Genomic DNA, 24411 nt, shown 5'->3' on the forward strand with positions numbered 1-24411 from the left:
AACCCCCTTGCATTTTAGTTTTTATTCGCTGTAATATATCGAGTTATATTATAACGTATTGGTATGTTTTGAATGGATACTCTGCCACCCTTGCGGCTAAAAAAGCGCCGTATTTTATCAGTGAGTTTTATTACAACAGCTTGCGCTGTAGTCACTCCTTTTGTTTTTGCGCAGGATACTGAGGACTCGTCTCTGCGACTGCCTGAGCAAACCGTTAAAGCTCAGCAGCAAGAATTTGAGGATTCGCCTCATACACATCATGTTGATGTTGAGCGCTTACAAAAAACCATGGCAAAGGGTTTACGTGATGTTTTTGTCACTGAACCCAGCGTGCAAGTGGGCTCAGGATCACGTAATGGGCAAAAAATCATGTTGCGTGGTGTCGAAGATTTGAACTTAAATATTCAGATTGATGGTGCGCGTCAAGGGGCCAATACCTTCCACCACCAAGGACGGGTTCAGGTTGATCCGTATTTGTATAAGCAAGTTTCGGTGGATACAGGGCCGGCTGCTGCTGATGTCGGGCCGGGTGCGCTGGGTGGTAGCGTACGTTTTACCACAGTCGATGCGCAAGATTTATTGCACCCAGGGCAAACAACTGGCGCACGCCTTGGTGCGCAGTTTGAAGATAAAACTCGCACCCATGGTGGGGTCGCATCAGCCTACACCCTGTTAAATGATTCAACCGGCTTGCTCGGCTATGTACGTACGCTGGACAGCGGAACGTCAAAAGATGGTAAGGGAAAGCGCATCCAGTCGACTGATGGTGATAATCGCAGCTATTTATTTAAGCTCAGTATGCTGGAAAAAGACGGCCATAGTTTACGTATTGCTGCAGAGCGCAACACCAACTCGGGCGGTACTTTGCGTGCCAATATGCCATGGCAGACGGGTAATGATATTCAAGCGGATGATGATCAAGAAACCTTTCGCGATACAGTGACGGTCAATCACCGTTATCAACCGACGGGTCAGCCGTTCGTTGATGTAGAGACGACTGTGTATCACAACGTCAGTCGCTTGGAGTTGTATCGTGATAAGGGCGATGAAACCTATGAAACTCGCAGCCTAGGCGGCAGCGTACGTAATACCTCGCGCTTTGCTTTAGGGCCGATTCAGCATGCCTTAGTGACTGGTTTTGATCACTTCCACGATCGCGGTAGCCGCTGGGACAGTCAGGATCATTACGATGAGCGTGCCTTAAATCATGGTGTGTTTATTCAGAATCGCATGCAGTGGGGGCCGGTGCGCTTATCTGTGGGTGGGCGTGGTGATTTTTATGATACCAATTATGCTAATGGTGCGGGCAGTAAAGGTGAAGTGTATTCGCCTAACGCCACTATTGAATGGGATCCATTGTCCGCTATAGATCTGACCTTATTTGCCGGTTATGGCGAGTCAGCACGGGGTGCCAAGCTCAATCAGGCGGGCTGGTTGCAAAAGTATTCAAGCGATTTTCGTCTTGGCAAAAATGGTCATTTAAAACCTGAATATGCGCAGCAGCGTCAGCTGGGTGTGCGCTGGCATGATATGTCGGTGTTGACGCCGGGCGATCATCTAGGTTTAAGTTTTATGATGTATAACACCCATATTCGTGACTATCAGATTGTCCCAGGCGAAGGTATGAAAGGCGTTACAGATCATATTCGTAATGCGCCGGGAGCTGTACGCAGTCATGGTTATGAACTGGCAGGGCATTGGGGTCTCAATGATGTTTTATTGAGCATGACCTACAGCCATAATGTGGTGCGTAACTGGAATGGTCAACCTATGGATACCAGTGGTGAGTCAGCCCGTGTGGGTGTGTCGACTGGGGATCGATTGGTTTTGGATGCAAACTGGACTTTAACGCCAGCATTGAATGCCGGCTATACCTTGGTTGCAGTGAAACGCTTGAACGATGTGCCGTTAGGTCGTCCTGATAAGCCAGGCTATGGCGTGCATAATTTACGTTTAGGTTGGTCACCTTTGGCAGATCTGGATCGCTTTCAAGTTAACTTTGTCGTGGAAAACCTGTTCGATAAGCATTATGCCGATCATGTCACTGTGCGCACGGTGCAAACTAAAAATACCGCAACAGCAGTCGCTGGTCAGCACTATGCGAACTGGGAGCCAGGACGTACCTTTAAGGTGTCTGCAGATTGGTTCTTCTAGTTACAGTCTCTTGCGAACTTGCAACTGCGATCCTTTAGTCTGGTTAGCAGAGTCAGCCTATAACAGCGTATAGCAATGTCGATTGCATACGCTGTTTTTGTATATGCGCTGTCACTGAGCTCTTACGCTGATATATGTTTTGCGGGCTGATAATCTATCTAATAGTTTAGAATGTGTTTTTAGCCTCTAAATAGGTTTATAGATAGAATGCACAGGTGGGCAGGAGGCTGACATGGGCTTTTTAAATATTGGTAAAAAAGATACGTTGGGTAAGCAAAAGCGTATTGAACACCGTGGCCGTCATCTGCGTGTCAGTCGCACCGGTGGGATTGCTCTGCGTAAGCAGGTGAAAGTTGCTGGGTTAACTGTGACGGCCAATACTAAGCATGGCTTACGCGTATCGAGTCGCGTGGTCAAAAATACACGTATCGCCCTGCAAAATGGTCGTTTTGTGCTGCAGGGGCGTTATGGCAGTGGCCCGACACGCCTGAATCTATCTAAAAGTGGTGTCACCGTTTCGACACGTAACTCATTGGGCACTTTTAACTGGGTTAAGCCCAATCGTTCCTCAGTCAAAATTGCCGGTGTGCAGTTGCGCGGTAAAAAAGCGGCCAATATTCAATTGATCTATATGCTGCTGTTCAGTTTGACCCAAAGTGTACAAATGGCCTGGCATGCTTTGAAGTATGTGCTGCAACTGATCATCACGCTGGTGATTTGGCTATTTGATCGAGTGCTGTCGATACCTTATGGCTTAGATGTGCTTAAACAACGTATCAGTCATGCTCGGCTGAAGCGTTCTTTTAAGACGGCACGGCTGTTATTTCAGCCAGAAATCAGTGAGTGGACTCAGCCAGAGTTATTAACCGCTATGCAGTTAATTTTGCTTGGCTGGGGTGCTGGAATAACGGCTGATGAGGCTGCACTGCGACTGACTCAGCATATTCACCTGCATCCAGGCGATAGGCTTTTATTATCCACAGCCGTAGCTGAGTTAGCAGATATCGCGCAGCAACTTGAGCAGGCGCGTGATCAAGCTGAAGGGCAAACTGCCGCTGATCCGCGCGTTATTATGGCGTTACTCGCTCAGCAGTATGCGGGTATTGCCACTGAGGATGAGGCGGTAGCAGGTTTATTCGCCGCCGATGAATTGGTTTTAGCCTTGGGTGAGCGCACGGTCATGCAAGATGCCTTAGTGCAGGTGTTTGCAGACTTTGCTGGATTACGTTTGCAGATAGCGGATCAAGAAATAGCGCCAAGGTTTGAGGTAAATCCGCGGCAGCACTTTACAACTGAAAGCTCTGCGCAAAACCGTTCAACACCAGCCCTAGTAAGAAACACATCTGCGCTGATTAATCTGAATACCGCAACACTGCAGCAATTGCAAAGCTTGCCACATATAGGTAGCGAGCGTGCGCATGCACTGATTGCTTTGCGACCTATTACTCAGCTGTCACAGTTGCAATCGATCTCGGGTATTGGTCCGGCACGCTTAACAGCGATCAAGGCTGCAGGTGTCGCGCTTTAATGGTGTTTGAAGACCTGGTCAGCCTAACTATTTAGCTGTTAAAACAGGTTAAGTTGATTGTCTAGGCTTTGTCTTCAGGGTCAATATGAATGCATTCAGGTGTGCCGTCGTTTTTAATACGGCGTTTTAAATACATGCCTTCAAATGTAGCTATCAGAGTATTGGTGCGCGGTACGATAATTTGCGCGACAATCACTGAATCGATGCAATGTTGCTGAACTGACACTACTAAAGGTGGCGTGGTTTGCTCGGCAATCAGCCCCAATAAATGTGTGGTGTTTTGGTGTTTAAGATGCAAGCCACTGGCCTTGCCATCATCTTCTACACCCAGCCATAACTCACCACCTGAGGTGTTAGCGAGACAAGTCTCCGCTAGGGTGGGTAAAGGTGAACACCAGCTCAAATGAGCGCCTCATGTTTCGTGGTGTACAAAGGCTTTGGGCGTGTGCGTGTGCCAGTCAACGACCAGCGATACACCACTGCATTATAGCAAAGAGATAGCGGCGCATTCTGCAGGCATAAAAAAACCGGCCTAAGCCGGTTTTTTTGAGGTGGGTTAATATTCAGATGGAAGCAGAATAGTGGTAACGCTTCTATCCCATTCGGTGATGATCCAGATTTTGCCTTCTCCCGAGAATGTGTCATCCACGTCATAAGAAGAAAACAACCGTCCCGGATAACTCTCTCCGTTAGCATCTGGTTCAGGGTTTAGACTGTCATCATTGAGCTTCCAGTCTTCTGCAGCAATCTCGCCCCAATCACCTGACAAATGCCTGTTCAGTAGTGGTTGAAGATCAAGAAAACCTCTTCGTACAATGTGGTCAACACCTTGAGTGGCCACGACCCGTCCCAGTTCGAACAATGGTTTGTTCTCAGCTGGTTTGTCACTGATTGACAGGATTTGTCCAAACAGTTCAGAGCCAAGTGTCATATCCCAAGCTTTGATGGCTGGTACAAAAACATCAGTGTCAGTGATGGTTTCAATTAGATTGCCCTCATCATCTTCCCGAAACTCGGTTCGACGTGTTTTAGCTTTATAAGTGTCACCTTTGACTACCAAGGTGCGACCTGTTTTAGGTGAGTGGATCACTCCGGAGATTGCTCCAGCAGCCAAGGAAAGTGCTAAGTGCCAGTCCGATAAAGGTCTGGCTGGTTGACGCTGTGCAAGCTTGTCAGTGCTAGCAAACACATGATTGAAATCAGCCCAGCAACCTTCGTTTCTGGCTATTTCCTCTTGCATCTGTTCGACATCCATCGAGATACGAAAGAATTGCCCTACGTCTTTGTTAGCGCGCGGAACAACATAGCTCATGACAGCATCGCCTACAGGTGGAAGCTCATCGGCTTGAAGCCTAGAAGCCCCGATATCAACCAAGCGATCTCTAAAAGCTCGCCGGTCTCCATCTTGCTGCGTTTCTTTTGTGCGTACACGCCTGCCTAAAATCACAACCTGCTTAAAGGTTTTGTCCACGCCCTCAAATACAGCGAGGTCGGTGAAGTGATTGGTCAGCCAGTTTGCCAGTTCCATATCCAGCACATAGCCAGGAAGTATGAAAACCAGAGTGCCGTCATACTGCAGCAACGGTAGCGTGCGTTGGTAAAACAGCTTTTCTAGGCGTTTGCGCCCAGTACCCTGGTAAGCAGCAATACCGGTGGTATCTCTTGCCATGTCGCCGTAGGGTGGGTTTAACCACAGCAGGCCAAAAGCCTGGCGTGTGATCATTGTGTCCATTAGATCGCTGCGTAAACAATGATCTGTAATGGTCTTTGCGTGAGTGGCTCGCTCATGGTCGTATTCGACAGCATAAGCGCTGGTATTATCTTTACCGAGGTGATGCTTCACTTCGGCAATGGCAACACCTTCGCCAGCACAGGGGTCAATTACATTCACCTCACCGGTTTCAGGCGAAGTGATTAGAGCAAGGATCCGCTCAAGGGTTTGTTCATCAGTAGGGTAATACCCGTTTTTTGCAAAGTTACGGGCAACACGAGGGAACATGAGAGCCATGGTAGGCCTCCTTTCATACGAATTTAAGTGTGAGATTTGCTTGGACAGGCAATAGGGGGGTTAAGCGTTTACGGTGAGAGTGCCGTTGCAAATCAGTTCGCTGATCCTGTGCTGAAACACAGACTCTTTCAGTGCGATTTCAGCGCACAGCGCTTTGCCCAGATATGAGGTGTGCAGCGATACCATTTCCAGCTCACATGCAGCTTTAAAAGCGACAGGAGCCCAATGTTCCAGGATGGGCACCGGTGAGACACTTATCAGCTGTTGCAAGCAGTTCCCGAATTCCGGGTGCTGTGGCAGTTGGTCTAACGACTGGGTATCGCCGTTGTCACGTAAGACAATAAACGCAGTGTGATTTGCCTTGTCTGCTTTTACAGCCCGACTGTCATACAGCCAAAGGTTGTTGATAGAGCCAAACTTGGTTCGGCCAAAGGTTCTGGAAAAGGTTTTTTCCAACAGATCTGGGATTACGAGAATTTTATTGGTGCTCGTTGAACTCTTGTTGTCCAGTCGCAGGTTAAAGCCTTGAATAAGGCTGGCAGTTTCATTGGCTGGCAATGTCAGGCGAGCGAGAAGCTCTTGGGTTGCAGTGTCGCGACCCCATACAGACAGAAATGACAAGTAGCCATCTTGGTCTGTGCAGAGAGCGTCAACCTGTAAATCGGGCATCTCTAAGATGTGGCCGATGGAGGGAGTGTTTTGCATGGTGTTTCTCCAAAAAGCAAAAGGCGGAGAAACACAAATCCCTTAACGGAAAAGTATTTTCCGCCAAGGGTAAGATAAAAGGTAGGTAGAACATGAACTCACAACGTGAGTGCCGATTATTTCATCATGTACATCGGCTTGGGCATGTTGCCAGTCAACGACCAGCTGAACATTTTGCAAGATTAGAACAGTAATGTTTGGCTGTCCAGCTTTCAGAGCTTGGACAATAAAAACCCTGCGGAAGCAGGGTTTTAGGGTTAGAGCTTGAGATTAGGATCTCCAAAGAAAGTGCATATAGGGCAGCGGTTCAAGATAAATTTTCAGAAGGTTCATGCTACAGCCTGCTCGGAGCAAATTGCCGAAAACGCTTTGCGCATAAAATCAACCATAGGCTGATTTCCATTTTCTAAAAAATATTGAGTCCAGCCTGAAAAGCTAAACTGATCCGCCGACTTTGGTGGATTAAAGACTCCCCACAAACGATTATTGCAGCCTTGCTCTAGCACTTGCTGGACCTGCCCCATAATCAGGTTAGGTGCAGCGCTTGTGTCGAGCTTTGGTGGAAGATGCGCAATGATAGTGGCTTGGGTTAACGGTATTTCTTTGATTGCGCAGGTCCTGCTATCAATCAGAAATGTTTTAGCCGAGCTGTCACGCCCAATACCCTCAATATAATAGGTGATGGTGATGGGCTCTGCGCCTTGTTCAACAGGCAGAATACTTGAGCCATTATTCCGTAGCAGCCAGACGAACTGGTCTGCATTAGAATTAATGATGCAAAAAACATCGATGCTAATGTCTGTAGCGTAATGCTTTGGCAAGTTTGCAGCTTCACAAGTACGCAGCATTTCTATAGCGATTTTTTGTGTTTGCATGGTCATGGTGCTTCTCCAAAAAGGCGGGGAAACACGTTTCCTGACGGAAAAGTACTTTCCGCCAAAGGGTTGGTTATGAGTGAGTTAGAGGGTAGTTGCGTTGATAAACTTAGCAACGCGCCTAAACTCTTTTAAGCTGGTTGGCTTTTTGCCGACCAAGTGTAGTTTTAATGAATACAAAAGATTTTTTCCTTTGTGCTTTACTGGGTTGCTCAAAAACAACGTATCGCTTTCCAGGCTGTACTGAATCCCAAACTGACTGGCCACTTGGATCAGTTGGTCAGCATCCAGCATGTTTCTACTGAATACCGTCCTAGTATTTTGAAGCTCGGGAGTTCTACGCTCTATAGAAACGTTGTAATCTCGCATTAGCATTAAGGGTGCAGGGCGACTCATATCGTGCTCCTTGAGTCTTTGTAAGTGGCCACCCAAGCAGAGCTGGGTGGCGGTGACGTTAAGTGTAAGCCGGCTGCTTCCACATCTGAGATTTGATATCCATCTCGTAGCCAAGCTCACGCAAGCGTGCAACTTGGGAACGCTGGGTCAAACGATCAACAGTGGCATCGAGGCGCACCTCCTGACCGAGCGGCCAGATAAGTCCAAATAATGCTTTGTCCGGATCAGGGTCAGCCTGTTGTTCCAACTCCTCTTCGGTCATGCCAAAAGGCATTTCCTCGGAGCTCTGAGCTTGTGGTTTTGATTGAGCCTTTTGGGTTTTGTCACCAACTGTTATGAAGGTAATTTTGTCCTCAAGAGACGGAATCTCGGCTGGCGGGATGTCAGAGGTCGGTGTTTCAAGCTCTGCAGGTTCCGGTTCTAAATCCGGAAGCTGAGGGGTTTCTTCTTCAACCGGGTCTTGAATCATCTCATCATCAGCTGTGACAGTTGCGTCAAAACCGTCAAGAGACATAGATTCGAGGTATGCACGGATCTCGACGATCAGTGTGCCGCCAGCAGTGGAGTAGTAAGAGGGTTTGATTTGCTGGATCAGGAACGAGCCTTCATAGCGACCAGCTGTGTACTGATCAAGGACTGCATCCTTGATAACGAACTCACCTATTGAAGTTGAGAGCTTTGCAGTATTGAAGTCGCCGTAACGACCGGTAATCGTCTTGATGACAAGGGTTCCAGGGATCTGGATGCTCATGGTGTTTCTCCAAAAAAGCAAAAAGCGGAGAAACACTTGTCCTGACGGAAAGTATTTTCCGCCAAGGGTAGGTAGGTTAAACATGAACTCACAACGTGAGCGCCGCTTTGCATCATGTACACGGCTTTTGGCATGTTGCTAATCAACGATCAGCGGAACATGACTGAATAATAGGTAACTTGTGTTGGGTTGTCCAGCACTGGGAGGGCAGTGCAAAAAGTGCTATCAGCGGTTTAAAATCAGCAAGTATTTACGCGGCTGGATAAACTATTTTGGTATTGCAGGCGGCTATCAGCACTCGTTGAGCTGGATTATTGGGGCCGGCGCTGGGTGCGAATAGCCTACTGGCGACAGTGGTGCGAGCCGCGCAACTTGTGCGCCTTATTAACTTTCGTATTCAACGTCATCACCGGAAACTTTAATGAGCTTCTCATTAACAAGCTGATTGAAGTAATTTTGTATTGCTATTTCATTACCCTTAACCCGCCTTATTCATGAGCACTAAAAAATACCGCCCGGCTCCGCTGGATCTCTGCGCCGGTACACACAGCCCAGCCCCAGCCTGATTTTTGTTCTTTAAAAACACAGTTTCCTCGTCGTTCCTGGCAAAATCCAGCCAAATTTCAGCTCGTTGGTTGCTTTTTCCGGCACAGAAACGAGAGCATCCCTCGGCGCATGGCTGATTCCGTAATGAGTCCGGCAAAAAGCGATATTTATGTCGGCGATTGATGCAGCCAGGATAGATGCCTGAGCAGGTCTGGCCACCATTTGTTGCCCGCCCGGCCAATATGCACCCGGATGCGGCGGGCATGCACAGCAACGGTGGCAGCTATTTTCAGGGTCTGTTCACGCACCTTGCGCAAGCTCCAGCCTTGATGCGTGATGTACTCCATCAACACTCGCAAGCTGTGCATGAGCTGATAGGCATACAGGTCCAACAGCAGGTTGACCTGGTTGCGTCCCATCACGTCCTGCACGGTCGAGGCGCCGCGGCAGGTCGATGACAAGTGCACATTCAATGTGTCTTTGAGCTCACCCATGTGTCCCTCGGCCTTGCCACGCCTGCGGTACAGGCTCAAAACCTCATGGCCATGCCAGTCTTTGCTATCCAGGCTGGTCACCAGAAAAAAGTGATGTAAAAACAGGTCGTCCGGTCGTTCACTGACCACCAACACAATGCGCCGAGGTTGATCCCAGCTTTCTGCCTTGTAATAAAACTCGTGGCACCACTCCCGCAATTGTTCCGGTGGCCGTCCCACCGGTCGTTTTAAATAAGGCTGGACCATGCGGTCCAGCACGGCATTACTGGTAATGCGGCCAACAAAGGGGATGTTTTCTGCATCCAGCGCTGACAGGGTGTGACCACCGGTAAAGCCAGAGTCAAAACGCACCTGTACTTGGGCGCCTGTCGTTTGCCGGATCCGCTGAACCAGCCCGGGAATCCATTGATCGGCCTGAGCAGCATTGCCGCTATTCCCCTCGCGCAGCAGTCCGCCCACCATGTCGCCGGCTTCAGCGATGGAGGCCACCAGGGGTGAGTAGTGTGTGCAGCCAACATAGCGGTTGTAGCCAGTACCTGCCTGATTGCCAAAGGTTTCGATGGGCAGACCGTCCACGTCCAGTGTGATCGAAGGCAGCGGTTTGCCGCCGCGCATAGAAGACAAGCGCCACATGGCCAAATCCAGCAAACCATCGTGCAATACAGCCCGGTTGGCATCCAGGGCCAACAGGTTTAGCAGCCGGGAAAGCGTCGGCTGGGAAGGCCGCTGTTGTGTCAACGGCGTGGTACTGCGCTGATCGCTGCAGGCCAGCTGAAACACCGGATCTTCACCCAGCAGCTGGGTGTCGCTCAGATCATCCCAGCCCTGAGCATGCTGGAACATCAGTGTGCGCAGTTGACTGGTCAGGCTGTGCCGCACTCTGGACGGGTCACGATGGTCCTGCAGTTGCTGCCCAAGCTGCTCACACACACCGCTGCGATCCATGATTTCACGCAGCAAAAAGGCTCCACCATCACTGCTGGTTTTGCGACCACTGAGGCGTACAGAAACAGACGGGTTGCAGGTAGGTTTCCAGGTTGGTATTGTTTCACCCATAGCGAGCGGTCCCCTCTAATCAAGTTCTTGTCGGAACATATTGATTATAAAGGATAAACCGCTCGCCTTCTTTGTTTATGGGCAGGTTTCATGAATAAGACGGGAACATGGCACTCATAGCTTCGCGACTTCACTGGGTTTGGATCGGTACTGTTTGCGTGCGTATGCGCACGGATTTTTCCTACTCCAACACCCTTGGCTGGAACACTTTCCCTGTTCCTACTTTGACTGAAAAGAACAAGGCTGATCTAACCCTTTGCGCCGAAGATATTTTGCTGGCCCGCGAAGCCCATTTCCCTGCCACCATCGCCGACCTCTACAACCCAGACACCATGCCGGATAACCTTCGCGCGGCCCACGAACGCAACGATGAAGTGCTGGAGCGCATCTACATCGGTCGCCGTTTTAAAAACGATACCGAGCGACTGGAAAAACTGTTTGAGCTGTATATCAAAATAACCGACAAAACAGCCAAAGGGAAAAAGGCATGAGCGAGTTAATTCTGTACACCAGCGACGACGGTCACACCCGGCTCCACCTGCGGGTGGAGATCGAGACCATCTGGCTGAGTCAGCTGGAAATCGCTGAACTGTTCCAGACCACCAAGCAGAACGTCTCTTTGCACGCAAAAAATATCTTTGAGGACAAGGAGTTAGACCCAGAGGCAACTGTCAAGGAATCCTTGACAGTTCAGTCTGAGGGGGGCCGTCAGGTCAAACGAAAGATCAGTTATTACAACCTCGATCTGATTCTGGCGATCGGCTACCGCGTGCGTTCACCGCGTGGCGTGCAATTCCGCCAGTGGGCCAGTACACATCTCAAGGAGTTTCTGCGCAAGGGCTTCGTGATGGATGACGAGCGTCTGAAAAATCCGGGCGGCTGGGATTACTTCGATGAGTTGTTGGAACGCATCCGCGACATACGGGCCTCGGAGAAGCGCTTTTATCAGAAGGTTCGCGATCTGTTTAAGCTTAGTTCTGATTACCAGGCTCGCGAGCGTGAAACCGCATTGTTCTTTGCCGAAGTGCAGAACAAGCTGCTTTATGCCACCACCAATCACACCGCTGCCGAGCTGATCCTGAAGCGCTCTGATCCCAGTCAACCCAATATGGCATTGACCAGTTGGAGTGGTTCGCGGGTACGAAAGCAGGATGTCATCATCGCCAAGAACTACCTGAGCGCCGATGAGATAGACACGCTGAATCGGCTGGTAGTGATCTTCCTGGAACAGGCCGAGCTGCGTGTAAAACAGCAGAAGGAGCTGACCCTGGACTTCTGGCGTAACAACGTCGATAGAATGCTGGCTTTTAATGACCAGGCGATCCTCGAAGGTGCTGGCTCAGTCAGTCGCGAGAGCATGGAGAAGGTTGCCCGTGAGCGTTATGAGGTCTTCGATCAGCAACGGCGTATTGCCGAGCGTGTAGCAGCCGACGCTGAAGATCTCCGCCAGCTCGAACAACTTGAAGGTGCGTTAAAAACGCAAGAGAAAAAACTATGACCGATAATCAAGATTGGTGTCCACTGACGCCCAGGCTTTCCCCATGGAAGAAAGACAATCCTCTGATCCAAAAGGGGGTTCTTTCTACCCGGATCCACTGAGTTCCATTCCAAATGAAAAAGAGCATGATTTCCCTAATACGTTGGCTTGTAAAGCGTCTCGATCAGGGGGCAGCTTTTCTGGAAAGAAAAAGTCTCTCCGCTGACGCGCAGCCAAAGTTCGTGGACCTCGCACCCACGGACGAGGCAGACAAGGACGGCATATATACCGAAGCACTAGTGTTTGCGACAAATAATAAGGATGTTACTAACATTGCCCTAACAGGCCCCTATGGGTCGGGAAAGAGCAGTATCATCAGAACCTTCTTGAAGAAGTACCCGCGGCCTGTGCTGAATATTTCTCTCGCCGCGTTTGTTCCCGAGGACGATTCAAAGGCCGAGGTGGGGAGCAAGAAGGTAAGCCGCCAGGAGATTGAGAGAAGCATCCTGCAACAGATGTTGTATGGTGCTGACGCCAACAAACTGCCACTGTCGCGGTTCAAAAGAATCCAGTCGCCCGGATTCTGGTCGATTTTCAAGTCTCTTTACATAACGCTTGGCATTCTCTCGCTTTGGTACCTGTTTCCCCAGCGAGAAGATATTATCAGCGGAGATTTTTTTGATCCGCTAGCGCTCAGCAATGGGTTCAATCTGGGAACCTTCGGGTTCGCGGTAATATTCTTCTGGGCGACATTACATCAACTCTATGTCGCGAGCTTTGGGCTGTCTCTCAAGAGTATCTCGCTGAAGGATGTTGAGATAAAACCGGCCAATGATGACCAGACATCCATATTGAATCGTCATCTGGATGAAATAATTTATTTCTTTCAGAGAACAAAATATGACCTTGTCGTTATTGAGGATATCGACCGATTTAAAAATACGGATGTTTTTGTCACGCTGCGCGAAATAAACAGCCTTGTTAACGCGAATGCCGGAGTTAAGCGAGTCATTAGATTTCTCTACGCGCTGCGCGACGATATGTTTGTCAATACCGAGCGAACCAAGTTTTTTGAATTTATCGTTCCTGTCATACCGATTATTAACTCGTCGAATTCGATCGATAAGGTATTGGAACAGGGGGAAAGACTTGATCTAGACAGCCGTCTTAACCGCCAATTCCTGCGGGAGGTCTCACGATACCTGAACGACCTGAGGTTGATTCAGAATATCTTTAATGAATACGCCATTTATATGGCCAATCTGGAAACCGATGGAGAAAGTTTTCTTGATGCCAATAAGCTTCTTGCGATTCTGATCTATAAAAATGTTTATCCCAGAGATTTTGAGCAGTTACATCGGGGTACGGGTGTGCTGGCAAGAATATTGAGCCAGAAAAATGAGCTGATCAAAAATGGTGAGAAATCTTACCGGGACGATATTGAGGAGCTCGAAGAACAGCTCAGGGTTGCCGAGCAGCAGACCCCTGCAGATTTAAGAGAGTTGCGTCAAATTTACGCTATGGCGCTTATTGAAAAGCTTCCCGCGAACATTACAAGTGTCAGCCTTGACAGGCGGACATGGGTCAACCTCCAGCAGATGGTCGCGCCCGACACTTTTGAGCAACTTTTAGAGGCTTCCCTCTTGTTCTGCCGAAACATCCATAACCAACAACAGCAGGTCAATATTGCCGATCTGCTAACCGGGGAGAGCCCTCAGAAATCTTACCAGCAGCGCAAGGAAGAGATCGAAAGCAAGTCGACTGATAACAAGAGTAAACAATTGCGTCGAATGAGCGACCTGAAATCAAAGATTGCAACGCTCCGTACCACTAAGTTCAGCGAGTTATTGCGTTTACATCCCGACAGCACTCAAACTGTTTTTGAGAGCTTCGGGGATAATGGAGAGCTTGCCCGTTATCTGGTGCTGGAGGGCTATCTTGACGATACTTACTATCAATACACGTCACTCTTTCATGAGGGTCGTTTGTCGCCGAACGATAACAAGTTTCTGATTCAGATTCGGGCCTTTGTCACGCCAGAGCCAAACCACTCGATCGATAACCCCAGAGAGGTTATCGCAGCGATGCGTGAAGAAGACTTTCAGCAGAGCTATGTACTGAACGTTAAGCTTGTTGACGTTCTCCTGAGCGATCGCATTCTTTATGGTGGGCAGACGAAGAAGCTTTTCCAATTTATTTCATCTGATTTTGAAGGCTGCGAAAGCTTTCTGGATGCCTATTACGCCAGCGGCCGCAATGCCGAAGCGTTACTCTCGGGACTGGCCAGAACTTGGAAAGGGCTTGTTCCAGCCATTCTTGCCAGCTCCGGCAGTATTTCTCACGTCAGTCAATTAGTCGCAAACCTATCAGAAAATTTGCTTTCAGAGTTCGCAAATACCTTTGAAAAACTACCGAAATTTGTTGCCGTTCATCTTCCTGAAATTCTGGAGTTGGTGCCGGAACTGACACCGGAACGTCTTAAGTGCCTCGACTTTGAGATCAAGGATCTCGCCTCGATCAAAGAGCACTTTGGTATTGTGCAATCCATGTTCGAGGCAGGGCTTTTCGAGCTGACGATAGCGAATCTGGAGCACATCTATGAGGCGCTCTTGGGGGGGAACGACATTTCGTCGCTGCGGAAAAAGAACTTCACCACCATACGCTCGACGAACAACGCTGCTTTGATGGGGCGGATCGAGCGTGATTTTAACTGTTATTTTTGCAATGTGCTTTTGGCGCAGGAAGAAAACACCAAGGAGGATGCCTCTGCAATTCTCGAGGTGATTCAACACGATACGCTTGAAGAGGATGATCTTCGGGAGTTTCTGGAGCGGCAGGCAACACTGCTACCAACTCTGGAGGGCGTGCCAGTAAGGCTGCACGCAATGTTGTTCCAGTTAGGCAAGATTGAACCCACGTGGCTGAATTGCCATGAGTTCATTGACGGAGAGGGATTTAAAGCCGATAGCCTGCTGGATTATTTGGGGCGCGATGATGTTCGTGCGGCTCTTCTGGCACAGCCTATGCCGGATAGCTCTGATTTTTCTCCGCTCCGTCAGTTCCTGATCAATGCAGGCTCGCTGTCGGATGCCGTTTACAGAGAATATGTGCACGCTCTACCGAAACCGTTTACGAAAGTACCCGAAGGTTTGGAGGCAGCCAAGGTTAAAGCGCTGATCGAGGAGAGAAAGGTTACTTTCACCAAAGAAAGCCTCGAAGCGCTCGCTGACCATGAAGATCTGCAGGTGCTATTCGTTGCGACCAATATCAACCTATACCTGATCGACCCAGATGGCTTTGCGCTTGATGATGATTTCCGCGAGGCGCTTCTTCAATCTGGAATTGATAACGCAGCCAAACTCAAGTTGATAGATTTGATGGACCTGGAGGCGCTTGTTGACTTGCCTGAGAGAGCCGCACTGGTTGGGGCGATCATCAATCGGAGCGACACGGAAGTGCCGGGCCTCAATGGGGCTATTGTGCAAGCGCTGGTGATCCACTCGACACTCGTAGAGACACAAGTTTCACTCCTCAACAAGTATCACGATCTGTTGACGAATGAAGAGGTGCGCTATGTCCTGGCCGAATTGCCGGAGCCGTATTCGGAAATAAAAATCGGGAGCAATAAACCAAAGTTGAGGAATACACCCGGTAATCAGCACTTGGTTCGTTGGCTTGATTCTAGGGATATTATTTCGTCTTGGCGCGAGGGGAAAATCATGAATGATGACATAACAGTGCACCTTTATAAGAAGGCGCGTTGATCAGTCGGGATTGCGCTAAATTGTCGGTGACAACGATATCCGTCCGAACTTGCACGGGTTGGTCGTTCAATCCGCTTGTTGCTAGCGACAAGGTGTAATCCCGCCTTATTCATGAGCACTAAAAAATACCGCCCGGCTCCGCTGGATCTCTGCGCCGGTACACACAGCCCAGCCCCAGCCTGATTTTTGTTCTTTAAGAACACAGTTTCCTCGTCGTTCCTGGCAAAATTCAGCCAAATTTCAGCTCGTTGGTTGCTTTTTCCGGCACAGAAACGAGAGCATCCCTCGGCGCATGGCTGATTCCGTAATGAGTCCGGCAAAAAGCGATATTTATGTTGTTAATGGCCAATAGTGGATCAGTTTAAATGGCCATTAACATACGCCATCTGCTGCTTGGTAACGGTATACATTGGCCAAGACAAACTGAGCGTCCGCGTCGTCGTTTAATGCTTTTTTTGTTAACCGCGTTAATGCGGCTTTAGTGAGTTTTTTCATATTGATTATGCCTCTTGGTTAGACGGCATTACCCCGTACAGGCAGTAATGCCCATACGGGATTGTGAAGAGATTACAGAAGATTATTTTCTGCAAAGGAGTAGGTCGTGTGACCAACGACCATGTGATCCAGGATGCGTACGTCGATCAAGGCTAGTGCCTCTTTTAGACGTTTGGTTAGCGTTTTGTCTGCCTGGCTCGGCTCTGGGTCACCTGAAGGGTGGTTGTGCGCGATTATGCAAGCTGCGGCATTATTAGCCAAAGCGCGCTTAACCACTTGACGAGGATAGACACTAGCGCCGTCAACAGTGCCGTAAAACAGCGTTTCATAAGCTATGACGTTATGTTTGGTGTCTAGGAATAAACACGCAAACACTTCATGCTCAGGCTTGCCCATTTTGAACTGAATCAGCTCGGTGGCTTTCTTAGGAGAGTCTATACAGACTCGATTGTTAATTTTCTGTGCTGCAATGAAGCTTGCCATTTTTAGCACATCTGTTTCGCTGATATTTTTAGCGCTATAGGTGCCATCCGGTTCCCGTAAGAAACCATAGACATTGTCCAAAAAGCTCAGTGAGCTATTAGTTGCTTCGTTAGTAGTTTGCATGGTGTTTCTCCAAAAAAGCAAAAGGCGGAGAAACACAAATCCCTTAACGGAAAAGTGTTTTCCGCCAAGATGGGTAGGGTTATTAGATCAGCTGCGTTCGTATGAGCAGTATTCTACATATTCATGATGAATCATCATTGTGGTGTAGCAGGTATCACATATATCAATACCGCTACTGATTAGAGCTTCTTTATCTAGTCCATGCTTATGAGCTTCATTAAGCTGAACAGGAATTGCTCCAATAGTTTTTTTGCAGTTAAAGCATGCCTCAGCAATTGTGATTTGCATTGTATGTCCCCGAAAGAAAAGACGGAGAAACACAGCACCTAGCGGAGAGTGATTTCTCCGCCAGCCAAGGATAGGTAGGTTGAACATGAGCTCACTACGTGAGCGCCGCTTTGCATCATGTACACGGCTTTTGGCATGTTGCTAACCAACGATTAGCGAAACATGATTGAATAATAGGTAACTTGCGTTTGGTTGTCCAGACCTGGGTAGTCAGTACAAAAAAGTGCTATCAGCTGTTTAAAGTTAGCCAGTATTTACGAGGCTGGATAAGCTACTTTGGGTTCGCCAAAGACTGGCTTCATACTGCTATCAGTGAATCTTCTAGAGCTGGATCGCTAAGCTTGTAGAGCAACTGCAAACAGTGCACACGCAGCATCATAGTGAGCGGGTAAGGGGAATCCTGTTTCACCTTTGGAGTAATGCTTAGTGGCGCGATTTCGCAAGCGCTTCCAAGGAATAATGGTCTCCACCTTTTCTAAGAAAATCTCACGACGCGTCTTACCCTTTTTGTTCTGGTATTCTGCTTCGGCAAAGGTCAGTTGGTTCATTATTTAGCTCGCTGGGCTAAAAAATGGACGATGCGGCTATTATCGAAAAAAGTGGGTAGTTATTCAGAGGCTCCTTAAAATCATGCTGAGAAGCTGCATTGGTCACCAATGCCATAATTGGATCTGGTGTGCCGATTAACAAAACAATCACAACAATATAAGCCAGTAGCACGCTAAAGCTTATTAATATGGCACTGGAAAACTGTTAATTCTTGCATTCAAAAACAAGCATATCCATTTAGGCTGTGTTGTTATCGCAAAGCATTGGTTATACTATAACATTACTTTTAGGTATGTCTGATAACTATGAAGAGCTCACTGCCTGATATTTCCCTAGATACACAAGCTTATATCCACACACCTATCAACTGGGTTGGTATGGATAATATTGATCTGCCACTCTGCTTGGCTGAGGAATATCCCAACATATACAACACACTATCCATGCACGCCTGCTTTCAGGTGGATATGGGTAATGCCAAAAGCAAAGGCATTCATATGTCTCGCCTATATCAGCTACTCGGCGAACTTGCTGCTGTACAGCCGGTCACGCCTGATATTTTGTTGGAGATGTTAAACAAAGCTATCCTCGGCCAACAAGAAGCTCAAGCCTCACAAGCACGTTTACTCTTAAGTTTTAACCTACTACTGAAGCGCACGGCATTATTGAGTAGCGATTTGGGTGGCTGGAAAAGCTATCCCGTGCAACTGCATGCACAGTTATCGCCAGCAGGATTTAAGCTGACGGCAGAGGTCAAAATCGGCTACTCCTCCACCTGCCCCTGCTCTGCCGCTTTAGCACGGCAACTCTTGGCTGAGCACTTTACTGCGTCCTTTGCTACAACTGATACCTGCAATGTCGAGCAGGTTGCGCACTGGCTGCAAGAGCATGGCAGTTTTGCCACACCCCATAGTCAACGCAGCCAAGCCACAGTCAGCGTGAGCATAGCCCAAGGCTGTGCAGACTTTGGCTTGGTCGCGTTAATCAACTGTATCGAAGAGGCATTAGCCACCCCGCTACAAACCGCAGTAAAGCGTATTGATGAGCAAGAATTTGCCCGTCTCAATGGCCATAATTTGATGTTTGTTGAAGATGCGGTGCGCCGCATGCAACAGGCATTAGCTGGACGCTATTCAGAATTTACTGCCACAGCACGCCATTTAGAAAGTCTGCATGCTCACGACGCTATCGCCTCTATTGAGCACGCTGCAGCAAACGACCGAGCCCTTTAAGGCTATCAGCGCGCTGCACTCTGGCGTAAACCTATTACTTAACATTACTTAAGCAAGGAAAAACAATATGTCCACTCCGCTTCCCGTTACCGTGCTATCTGGTTTTTTAGGTGCAGGCAAAACCACATTACTCAATCATATTTTAAAAAACCGCGAAGGCTTACGCGTGGCGGTAATCGTCAATGATATGAGTGAAATCAATCTTGATGGCAGTGCAGCGCAACATGGCGTAGAGCTTAATCGCGCTGAAGAACAGCTGATTGAGATGAGCAATGGCTGCATCTGTTGCACCTTGCGCGAGGACTTACTTAAAGAGGTCGCAGCGCTGGCCCAGCAAAATCGCTTTGATTATCTACTGATTGAATCCACTGGGATTTCTGAGCCGTTACCGGTGGCAGAAACCTTCACCTTTACTGATGAAGCCGGTCATAGCTTATCTGACCTCACGCGTCTCGATACCATGGTTACAGTGGTGGATGGCATCAATTTTTTAACCGATTATCATGCTGCACAATGGATTGGCGAGCGCGAAAACGATATTGCCGAAGACGATGAGCGCGCAATCACTGATTTGCTGATTGAGCAGGTGGAGTTTGCTGATGTCATTTTAGTCAGCAAAACCGACCTTATCAGCCAAGTTGCTTATCAGGAGCTGGAAGCCATTTTGCGCTCACTCAATACCCAAGCGAAAATCTTACCGATGCGCATGGGCGATATCCCGCTAAAAGAAGTACTCAATACCCATGCCTTTAATTTTGATCAAGCCGCGCAAGCACCCGGCTGGCTCAAAGAAATGCGCGGTGAGCATATTCCAGAAAGTGAAGAGTACGGTATTGCTTCACATGCATGGCAAGCACGCCGTCCGTTACATGCCGAGCGCTTTTATCAGTTTTTAAATCAAGAATGGTGCAATGGACGTTTATTACGCTCCAAAGGTTATTTTTGGTTGGCACCTTGCCAAAATTTGGTTGGCAGCTGGTCGCAAGCCGGTGGCATGATGCGTTATAGCTATGCGGGCCAATGGTGGGCCAGCGTACCTCATGCAGATTGGCCGCAAGATGCTGAGAGTTTAAAATCCATCGAAGAAAAATGGCAAGATGATGTCGGTGATTGCCGCCAAGAGTTGGTTTTTATTGGCCAGAACATTAACTTTAACCAGCTCGAAGCTGACTTAAACGCTTGTTTACTGACGGATGATGAATTAGCGCAGGGTTCGATAATTTGGCAGCAGTGGGGCGAGCCGTTTAATTTAGCGGGCACTTTAGAAGTGGCATAAAGACGATTTCTGTTACACATGTGTAATAGAATCGTCTTTTACTTAGCAAAGGTCTATGGCGCAGCTCTAAAGCTCCGGGTCTGTACGAGTTGCGCGATGGTTGGATTAAACTTCATCACTCTTAGTGAAACGCCCTGTGCGGAGCCGCATGCAGGGTGTTGTGGGGGCTGAGGGCTAGAAACCCTCGGCTACCCGATTAGGCCTGCACTGTCTTTCAACGTATGCCGCTCTTAGCTGTTCCTAATAAATAAGCAACTATCAAGGTTAGCAAAACAACAACCCAGGATATGCTTTTGCTTTCAGAACGATAATCGCGAGCGTAGTTTTCTAAGCCATATACACGCCAGCCGTTAGCTGACAAAGAGTATGCATTTATTGTCTTGCGCCAGGTAATGTTTGAGGTATGACCAACCTTAAGTACTGTACCTGGCTTGAAACTACGCGAAATGCGGTCAGCGGAGAAAATACCCCGGCGTATGGCTACCTTCTCCGGCAGATTTTCCATGCGATAAAAAATGGAATCCCGGTTCTTAATGGAGCGCACGGTGATGATTTCTAAAATACGTCCCTCTGTGTAAACAAGATCTGCTTCTGATACGCCGAGGCTGCGCATTTGCAAGTAAGTAAATAAGGAAGTGCCTGCTAGCAGTACTATGCTAACAATTATTTTCTGTGTTAGTGGCTGCATCACTCCACATAACCCCAGATTGGATTAATTTTTCCATTTTTCTCAATATGACTACTGGCTGAGTTCTGCATATGGGCCTAACATTATATTAGTAAGCATGCGCGTTTCGCTGCTATGCCTGTTTAGTTTATTTAACAGTAAATCATTGTTTATACGCAGTTTTTCCGCGCTTAGCAAGACAGCTTCTTGCAGCAATTCGAGCTTGCTCACCTTTCGCTAGCTGGGTGCACATTAACCACCCCAGCAAAAACGCGAACCCTTTATATTTAGCGGCTCACGCTCAACTATAAGATCTTAAGCGTGCATCCCTCAGCAGAAAAACGTGCACTTTGCTTTATTGAGGGCTAGAAAAAAGTTTTGAAAAAAGAATATCGGCATGTCTAACAGTCTATTTGTATTAGGCTAGAGTGGGTGTAAACAGTATTAAAAAAGGCCGCGCATGCGGCCTATAGGTTTAGGAGTTGTCGTCCTCGTCATCCAGCTCGTAAATGGCGGTATGACCGCTTTTGCAAGTACCGATCCAAGGCACGGTTGGGTCGTCTTGATCACATGGCACTCTGCTGCTGCAGTAAGGACAGAGCGGGTGAGTGAACTCAGCTGTGTATGTAAAATGGTCCATTATATTAGATCCTAAACAGCCTCTTAAGAGGCTGTGATAGTGGGTTAATGACTTGAAATAAGCTGCCTTGCGAGAGCCATTTCAACCGAGTCACCATCCGAGTTTAGAGAATCAAGACCTGATTCTGGTATATCGCCTGATGTACTCTGTGAGACTGCAATTTTCTTGGCCATCAGCTCCAGACAGGACATCTGGGAGGTGCCGGTATAGCCAAGGAAAATCACTTTCACTGCTTCAGTTTGACCAATCCGCCAAGAGCGTCGGGCAGCCTGTTGCATGGTGTAGACGTTATAGCCGGTTTGCATGAACACGATTGTTGGGAAGTCCAACAGATCGAGGCCGGTTTTCACCAACTCAGGGTTGCAGATAAGCACGTCAATGCCTCTGTCTACCTGATCTGCAATCCAGTCTTCACGCTTGCCTGTTTCAACACTGCTGCGCAAAATTGCCACCTTCAATCCCGCTTGCTCCAGCCTGACTTTAAGCCTGGCTGTTGTGTCGCGAGTACCGGTGTAGGTGCAGTAGGTTAAAACCTTTCGGCCTTTGGCTTTCTCCTCAAGACAAATGTCCAGTAGCTCCTGTTCCTTGGGCATCATTTCCTCGTCACCAAACACAGCTGGCACAAATGCCAGGGTATCCCGAGTTTTCGGGTGTTTAACGATTTCAGTTCTGAATGCGCAATCAGGCCAAGCGAGTAGCACGTTTAACACAGTACCCATAAGGGTCGTATCGCGACGTGCCAATGCTTGTTTCAGTTCAGCTGTCAGTCTGTTGCTAAGGTCTTTGTAGGCTGTTTCCTGGCTATCGCTCATTGGAATAGGACGGAACTCCTCTGTATAAGCAGGAAGAACATTGCCGCCAATATCCTTGAGTTTCAGGAATACGGTGTAAGGCAAGACATAGCGGTGAATGCCTTTAGGGCCAAAGCCAGGGGCTTTCACTGTGCGCGTTGTCTGCTTTTTACCGCGTGCGGTTTTATGGGATGTTGTGCTTTCGCTCATGATGTCCTTGAGGATTCCATGCTCACGCATGAAGCTCATTGCCGCTGAGTTCAGGCTGCCGTTCTTGCGAGGAACAAAACCATCTTCAATCATGCGCTGGGTGAGCGCACGAAACAGCAAATAGAACAAGTCATCAGCATAGCCACCCATTAAGGTGCCGGTTAGCAAAATGGTTTTCCGGGTTTTGGCTGCGAGTACACCCATGGCTTGTCCTTGGGCCGAACCTGAGTTTTTGTACTCGTGACCTTCATCCACGATCAACAGATCAAAGTAACCTTGCGGCATATACCGCTTGATGAACTCTGTTGGTTGATAACCGCCTGAGCCAAAACCAAACTCGATGTTGGCCATGGCACGCTCCATGCGCCTGGCTTGCTTGTCGGAAAATAGAAAGTCGCCTTTCTCATCCATCAAGTTGATGAACTCGTGAATGTTGTCAGCCAACAATCCGCTGATGAAGTCCTCACCAAACTGATCGAGTAACCGGTTCGCTCGCACCGGTCCAATGGTTGGAATCTGGCAAACTGACTTGACTAAAGCCTTACGACGGTCAAATTCAGCGCCTGTCCGGTCGCGCATCAGGGTCCAAAGTTTACCTTTGCATTCCCTGCAGCTGACTTGCTTATCGACTGCCAGAAATTGCTTCTCGGTAATTGGCTCACCGTCATGTGCTACCAAGGTTCCACAATCGGGACAGGCTGGCAGAAAAATCTGTTCGCCGGTTGTATCGCGATTGCGGGTTGGTTTGCGCGTATAAGCATGTCGCCAGTGGTAACCCATACGCATTCTGATGCGCCCCAGAATAAAAAACTCTGGTGCATCCTTACTAGACAGAACGCCTAACTCAGCGCGGAGCTGGATCAGCTTTGCGAGTGTGTCAGGGCCGTTCAAAACCCAGACTTTGGCATTTGGGACAGTTTCCAAGATCTCCCTGCGCCACTTGTAAACCAAGTGAGGTGGGGAAATAACAAGGTGTCTACGATAGCCCTCTGTGTGCATAACAGCTGCAGCAGCGATGGCCATCATGGTTTTACCCGTACCCATCTCCGCATTGATGACTGCAGCTGACTCGTTTTTATCAACGAGTAGCGCAGTAACCGCTTGAACAACTTCGGCCTGAGCATCGAAAGGTTTTCGGAGCAGTCCATCCATTACCTGCTGACGCTGGAGGTGAGTGGGGTGGGTCATGCCGGTATACACCGGAGGGTTTGACTCGTTCAAAGAGTCGATTAGGACATCGCCGAACTCGGAAATGAAGTCGGTTAGAGGGATGGTTGTTGAGTGAGTACTCATAGTGTTTCTCCAAAAAGCAAAAGGCGGAGAAACACAGCTCCTGACGGAGAGAGTTTTCTCCGCCAAGGGTAGGTAGGTTAGACATGAACTCACAGCGTGAGCGCCGCTTTGCATCATGTACACGGCTTATGGCATGTTGCTGATCAACGATCAGCGAAACATACCTAGAGGATATGCCAGGCTTTATTGACTGTCCACCCTCCAATAAAAACTGTAGTGGCATAGTGTCAATGGCCACCTATTTAGATTGGTGCTGGCTCGAACCTATCCATTCCTTTCTTTACATCAGCAATCCGTGATTCGGCTCATGCTCACAGCGCTCACGACACATTCCCCACCTTGGTGAATATAACTGTGGTTCTGTATTGATAGTACTGCGGCGCTTGAGGCCTTTATTTATAGTCGGTACACAAACAAAGCTGAATTTGCTATTGCTGTAAGCTATTGCTAAAGTTGCGGCCTCTTTGGGGAGTAGCCTGCTTCCGATATTAGGAAGAGTTCGTATCAACATACTTGGCCAAATGCCATGGTGCGGACACCTCTCGGTTGGCGAGACCATCGATATACTCATGCCTGAGGTCGGGCGTGTGCGTATATCGTGGACTCAATA

20 protein-coding genes, 1 pseudogene and 1 riboswitch are annotated in these 24411 nt (G+C 48.5%); of the genes and pseudogenes, 7 read left to right on the forward strand and 14 right to left on the reverse strand.

Translation table 11 applies throughout. The features are described from left to right. Positions 1 to 72 precede the first annotated feature (72 nt). Positions 73 to 2154 (forward strand): TonB-dependent receptor domain-containing protein, encoded by a 2082-nt coding sequence (locus TOI97_RS02685; RefSeq protein ID WP_321552586.1) that lies wholly within the window; start codon positions 73 to 75, stop codon positions 2152 to 2154. A gap of 232 nt (positions 2155 to 2386) precedes the next feature. Next, the gene (locus TOI97_RS02690; RefSeq protein WP_321552587.1) at positions 2387 to 3682 is read left to right on the forward strand and encodes a ComEA family DNA-binding protein; all 1296 of its coding nucleotides are present in this window, start codon (positions 2387 to 2389) and stop codon (positions 3680 to 3682) included. Positions 3683 to 3743: 61 nt separating this feature from the next. Here TOI97_RS02690 and TOI97_RS02695 read toward each other — a convergent pair whose 3' ends face one another. The 7 genes from TOI97_RS02695 to TOI97_RS02725 form a co-directional block, all read right to left on the reverse strand. Then, positions 3744 to 4085, reverse strand: coding sequence for an ATP-binding protein (locus TOI97_RS02695; RefSeq protein WP_321552588.1), 342 nt, complete (start codon positions 4083 to 4085; stop codon positions 3744 to 3746). A gap of 153 nt (positions 4086 to 4238) precedes the next feature. Continuing rightward, positions 4239 to 5690: a DUF6094 domain-containing protein gene (locus tag TOI97_RS02700; RefSeq protein ID WP_321552589.1), complete on the reverse strand. Its 1452-nt coding sequence runs from the start codon at positions 5688 to 5690 to the stop codon at positions 4239 to 4241. A 60-nt stretch (positions 5691 to 5750) separates the two neighbouring features. Continuing rightward, positions 5751 to 6395: a hypothetical protein gene (locus tag TOI97_RS02705; RefSeq protein ID WP_321552590.1), complete on the reverse strand. Its 645-nt coding sequence runs from the start codon at positions 6393 to 6395 to the stop codon at positions 5751 to 5753. 329 nt (positions 6396 to 6724) lie between these two features. Continuing rightward, positions 6725 to 7276, reverse strand: a complete 552-nt coding sequence (locus TOI97_RS02710) for a hypothetical protein (RefSeq protein WP_321552591.1) — start codon at positions 7274 to 7276, stop codon at positions 6725 to 6727. Between the two features lie 78 nt (positions 7277 to 7354). Continuing rightward, on the reverse strand, positions 7355 to 7666 hold the full coding sequence (locus TOI97_RS02715) for a hypothetical protein (RefSeq protein ID WP_321552592.1): 312 nt from the start codon (positions 7664 to 7666) through the stop codon (positions 7355 to 7357). Between the two features lie 58 nt (positions 7667 to 7724). Next, positions 7725 to 8417 carry a DUF3275 family protein gene (locus TOI97_RS02720; protein WP_321552593.1) on the reverse strand — a complete coding sequence of 231 codons (693 nt, stop codon included), beginning with the start codon at positions 8415 to 8417 and terminating at the stop codon, positions 7725 to 7727. A gap of 713 nt (positions 8418 to 9130) precedes the next feature. Further along, on the reverse strand, positions 9131 to 10513 hold the full coding sequence (locus TOI97_RS02725) for an IS1380 family transposase (RefSeq protein ID WP_321552594.1): 1383 nt from the start codon (positions 10511 to 10513) through the stop codon (positions 9131 to 9133). 104 nt (positions 10514 to 10617) lie between these two features. Here TOI97_RS02725 and TOI97_RS02730 point away from each other — a divergent pair. The 3 genes and pseudogenes from TOI97_RS02730 to TOI97_RS02740 form a co-directional block, all read left to right on the forward strand. Next, positions 10618 to 11004: pseudogene (locus TOI97_RS02730) on the forward strand (type IIL restriction-modification enzyme MmeI); the annotation flags it as partial. Beyond that, positions 11001 to 12011: a virulence RhuM family protein gene (locus tag TOI97_RS02735; protein WP_321552595.1), complete on the forward strand. Its 1011-nt coding sequence runs from the start codon at positions 11001 to 11003 to the stop codon at positions 12009 to 12011. The pseudogene TOI97_RS02730 and the gene TOI97_RS02735, both read left to right, overlap by 4 nt. 125 nt (positions 12012 to 12136) lie before the next feature. Continuing rightward, the gene (locus tag TOI97_RS02740) at positions 12137 to 15754 is read left to right on the forward strand and encodes a YobI family P-loop NTPase (RefSeq protein WP_321552596.1); all 3618 of its coding nucleotides are present in this window, start codon (positions 12137 to 12139) and stop codon (positions 15752 to 15754) included. A gap of 372 nt (positions 15755 to 16126) precedes the next feature. On the opposite strand, the gene TOI97_RS02745 is transcribed toward TOI97_RS02740, so the two are convergent. From TOI97_RS02745 to TOI97_RS02765, 5 genes are all read right to left on the reverse strand, one after another. After that, on the reverse strand, positions 16127 to 16249 hold the full coding sequence (locus TOI97_RS02745) for a hypothetical protein (protein WP_321552597.1): 123 nt from the start codon (positions 16247 to 16249) through the stop codon (positions 16127 to 16129). 72 nt (positions 16250 to 16321) lie between these two features. Then, on the reverse strand, positions 16322 to 16855 hold the full coding sequence (radC, locus tag TOI97_RS02750) for a RadC family protein (RefSeq protein WP_321552598.1): 534 nt from the start codon (positions 16853 to 16855) through the stop codon (positions 16322 to 16324). A gap of 87 nt (positions 16856 to 16942) precedes the next feature. After that, on the reverse strand, positions 16943 to 17143 hold the full coding sequence (locus TOI97_RS02755) for a hypothetical protein (protein WP_321552599.1): 201 nt from the start codon (positions 17141 to 17143) through the stop codon (positions 16943 to 16945). 298 nt (positions 17144 to 17441) lie between these two features. Continuing rightward, the gene (locus TOI97_RS02760) at positions 17442 to 17510 is read right to left on the reverse strand and encodes a hypothetical protein (RefSeq protein ID WP_321552690.1); all 69 of its coding nucleotides are present in this window, start codon (positions 17508 to 17510) and stop codon (positions 17442 to 17444) included. After that, a complete protein-coding gene (locus TOI97_RS02765) occupies positions 17479 to 17691 on the reverse strand; it encodes a hypothetical protein (RefSeq protein WP_321552694.1) in 213 nt (70 codons plus the stop codon). The genes TOI97_RS02760 and TOI97_RS02765 overlap by 32 nt, the downstream gene beginning before the upstream one ends. Before the next feature lie 306 nt (positions 17692 to 17997). Between TOI97_RS02765 and folE2 the strand changes: the two genes are divergently transcribed. Both folE2 and zigA read left to right on the forward strand, forming a co-directional pair. Beyond that, a complete protein-coding gene (gene folE2 / locus TOI97_RS02770; RefSeq protein ID WP_321552600.1) occupies positions 17998 to 18924 on the forward strand; it encodes a GTP cyclohydrolase FolE2 in 927 nt (308 codons plus the stop codon). Between the two features lie 67 nt (positions 18925 to 18991). After that, positions 18992 to 20200 carry a zinc metallochaperone GTPase ZigA gene (gene zigA / locus TOI97_RS02775; protein ID WP_321552601.1) on the forward strand — a complete coding sequence of 403 codons (1209 nt, stop codon included), beginning with the start codon at positions 18992 to 18994 and terminating at the stop codon, positions 20198 to 20200. Between the two features lie 214 nt (positions 20201 to 20414). On the opposite strand, the gene TOI97_RS02780 is transcribed toward zigA, so the two are convergent. Beyond that, on the reverse strand, positions 20415 to 20891 hold the full coding sequence (locus TOI97_RS02780; RefSeq protein ID WP_321552602.1) for a hypothetical protein: 477 nt from the start codon (positions 20889 to 20891) through the stop codon (positions 20415 to 20417). 660 nt (positions 20892 to 21551) lie between these two features. Then, positions 21552 to 23801, reverse strand: a complete 2250-nt coding sequence (locus TOI97_RS02785; RefSeq protein WP_321552603.1) for a DEAD/DEAH box helicase — start codon at positions 23799 to 23801, stop codon at positions 21552 to 21554. 459 nt (positions 23802 to 24260) lie between these two features. Beyond that, positions 24261 to 24382, forward strand: a riboswitch (yybP-ykoY riboswitch). Positions 24383 to 24411: the final 29 nt, after the last annotated feature.

The organism is Denitrificimonas halotolerans, assembly GCF_034259425.1.
In the GTDB taxonomy this organism is placed as follows: domain Bacteria; phylum Pseudomonadota; class Gammaproteobacteria; order Pseudomonadales; family Pseudomonadaceae; genus Denitrificimonas; species Denitrificimonas halotolerans.

What these genes read in the sequence shown, in the direction of transcription:
- TOI97_RS02685 (WP_321552586.1), top strand. Translation starts at nt 73, where the DNA reads ATGGATACTCTGCCACCCTTGCGGCTAAAAAAGCGCCGTATTTTATCA.
- TOI97_RS02690 (WP_321552587.1), top strand. Translation starts at nt 2,387, where the DNA reads ATGGGCTTTTTAAATATTGGTAAAAAAGATACGTTGGGTAAGCAAAAG.
- TOI97_RS02700 (WP_321552589.1), bottom strand. Translation starts at nt 5,690, where the DNA reads ATGGCTCTCATGTTCCCTCGTGTTGCCCGTAACTTTGCAAAAAACGGG.
- TOI97_RS02705 (WP_321552590.1), bottom strand. Translation starts at nt 6,395, where the DNA reads ATGCAAAACACTCCCTCCATCGGCCACATCTTAGAGATGCCCGATTTA.
- TOI97_RS02710 (WP_321552591.1), bottom strand. Translation starts at nt 7,276, where the DNA reads ATGACCATGCAAACACAAAAAATCGCTATAGAAATGCTGCGTACTTGT.
- TOI97_RS02715 (WP_321552592.1), bottom strand. Translation starts at nt 7,666, where the DNA reads ATGAGTCGCCCTGCACCCTTAATGCTAATGCGAGATTACAACGTTTCT.
- TOI97_RS02720 (WP_321552593.1), bottom strand. Translation starts at nt 8,417, where the DNA reads ATGAGCATCCAGATCCCTGGAACCCTTGTCATCAAGACGATTACCGGT.
- TOI97_RS02725 (WP_321552594.1), bottom strand. Translation starts at nt 10,513, where the DNA reads ATGGGTGAAACAATACCAACCTGGAAACCTACCTGCAACCCGTCTGTT.
- TOI97_RS02735 (WP_321552595.1), top strand. Translation starts at nt 11,001, where the DNA reads ATGAGCGAGTTAATTCTGTACACCAGCGACGACGGTCACACCCGGCTC.
- TOI97_RS02740 (WP_321552596.1), top strand. Translation starts at nt 12,137, where the DNA reads ATGATTTCCCTAATACGTTGGCTTGTAAAGCGTCTCGATCAGGGGGCA.
- TOI97_RS02745 (WP_321552597.1), bottom strand. Translation starts at nt 16,249, where the DNA reads ATGAAAAAACTCACTAAAGCCGCATTAACGCGGTTAACAAAAAAAGCA.
- radC (WP_321552598.1), bottom strand. Translation starts at nt 16,855, where the DNA reads ATGCAAACTACTAACGAAGCAACTAATAGCTCACTGAGCTTTTTGGAC.
- TOI97_RS02755 (WP_321552599.1), bottom strand. Translation starts at nt 17,143, where the DNA reads ATGCAAATCACAATTGCTGAGGCATGCTTTAACTGCAAAAAAACTATT.
- TOI97_RS02765 (WP_321552694.1), bottom strand. Translation starts at nt 17,691, where the DNA reads ATGAACCAACTGACCTTTGCCGAAGCAGAATACCAGAACAAAAAGGGT.
- folE2 (WP_321552600.1), top strand. Translation starts at nt 17,998, where the DNA reads ATGAAGAGCTCACTGCCTGATATTTCCCTAGATACACAAGCTTATATC.
- zigA (WP_321552601.1), top strand. Translation starts at nt 18,992, where the DNA reads ATGTCCACTCCGCTTCCCGTTACCGTGCTATCTGGTTTTTTAGGTGCA.
- TOI97_RS02785 (WP_321552603.1), bottom strand. Translation starts at nt 23,801, where the DNA reads ATGAGTACTCACTCAACAACCATCCCTCTAACCGACTTCATTTCCGAG.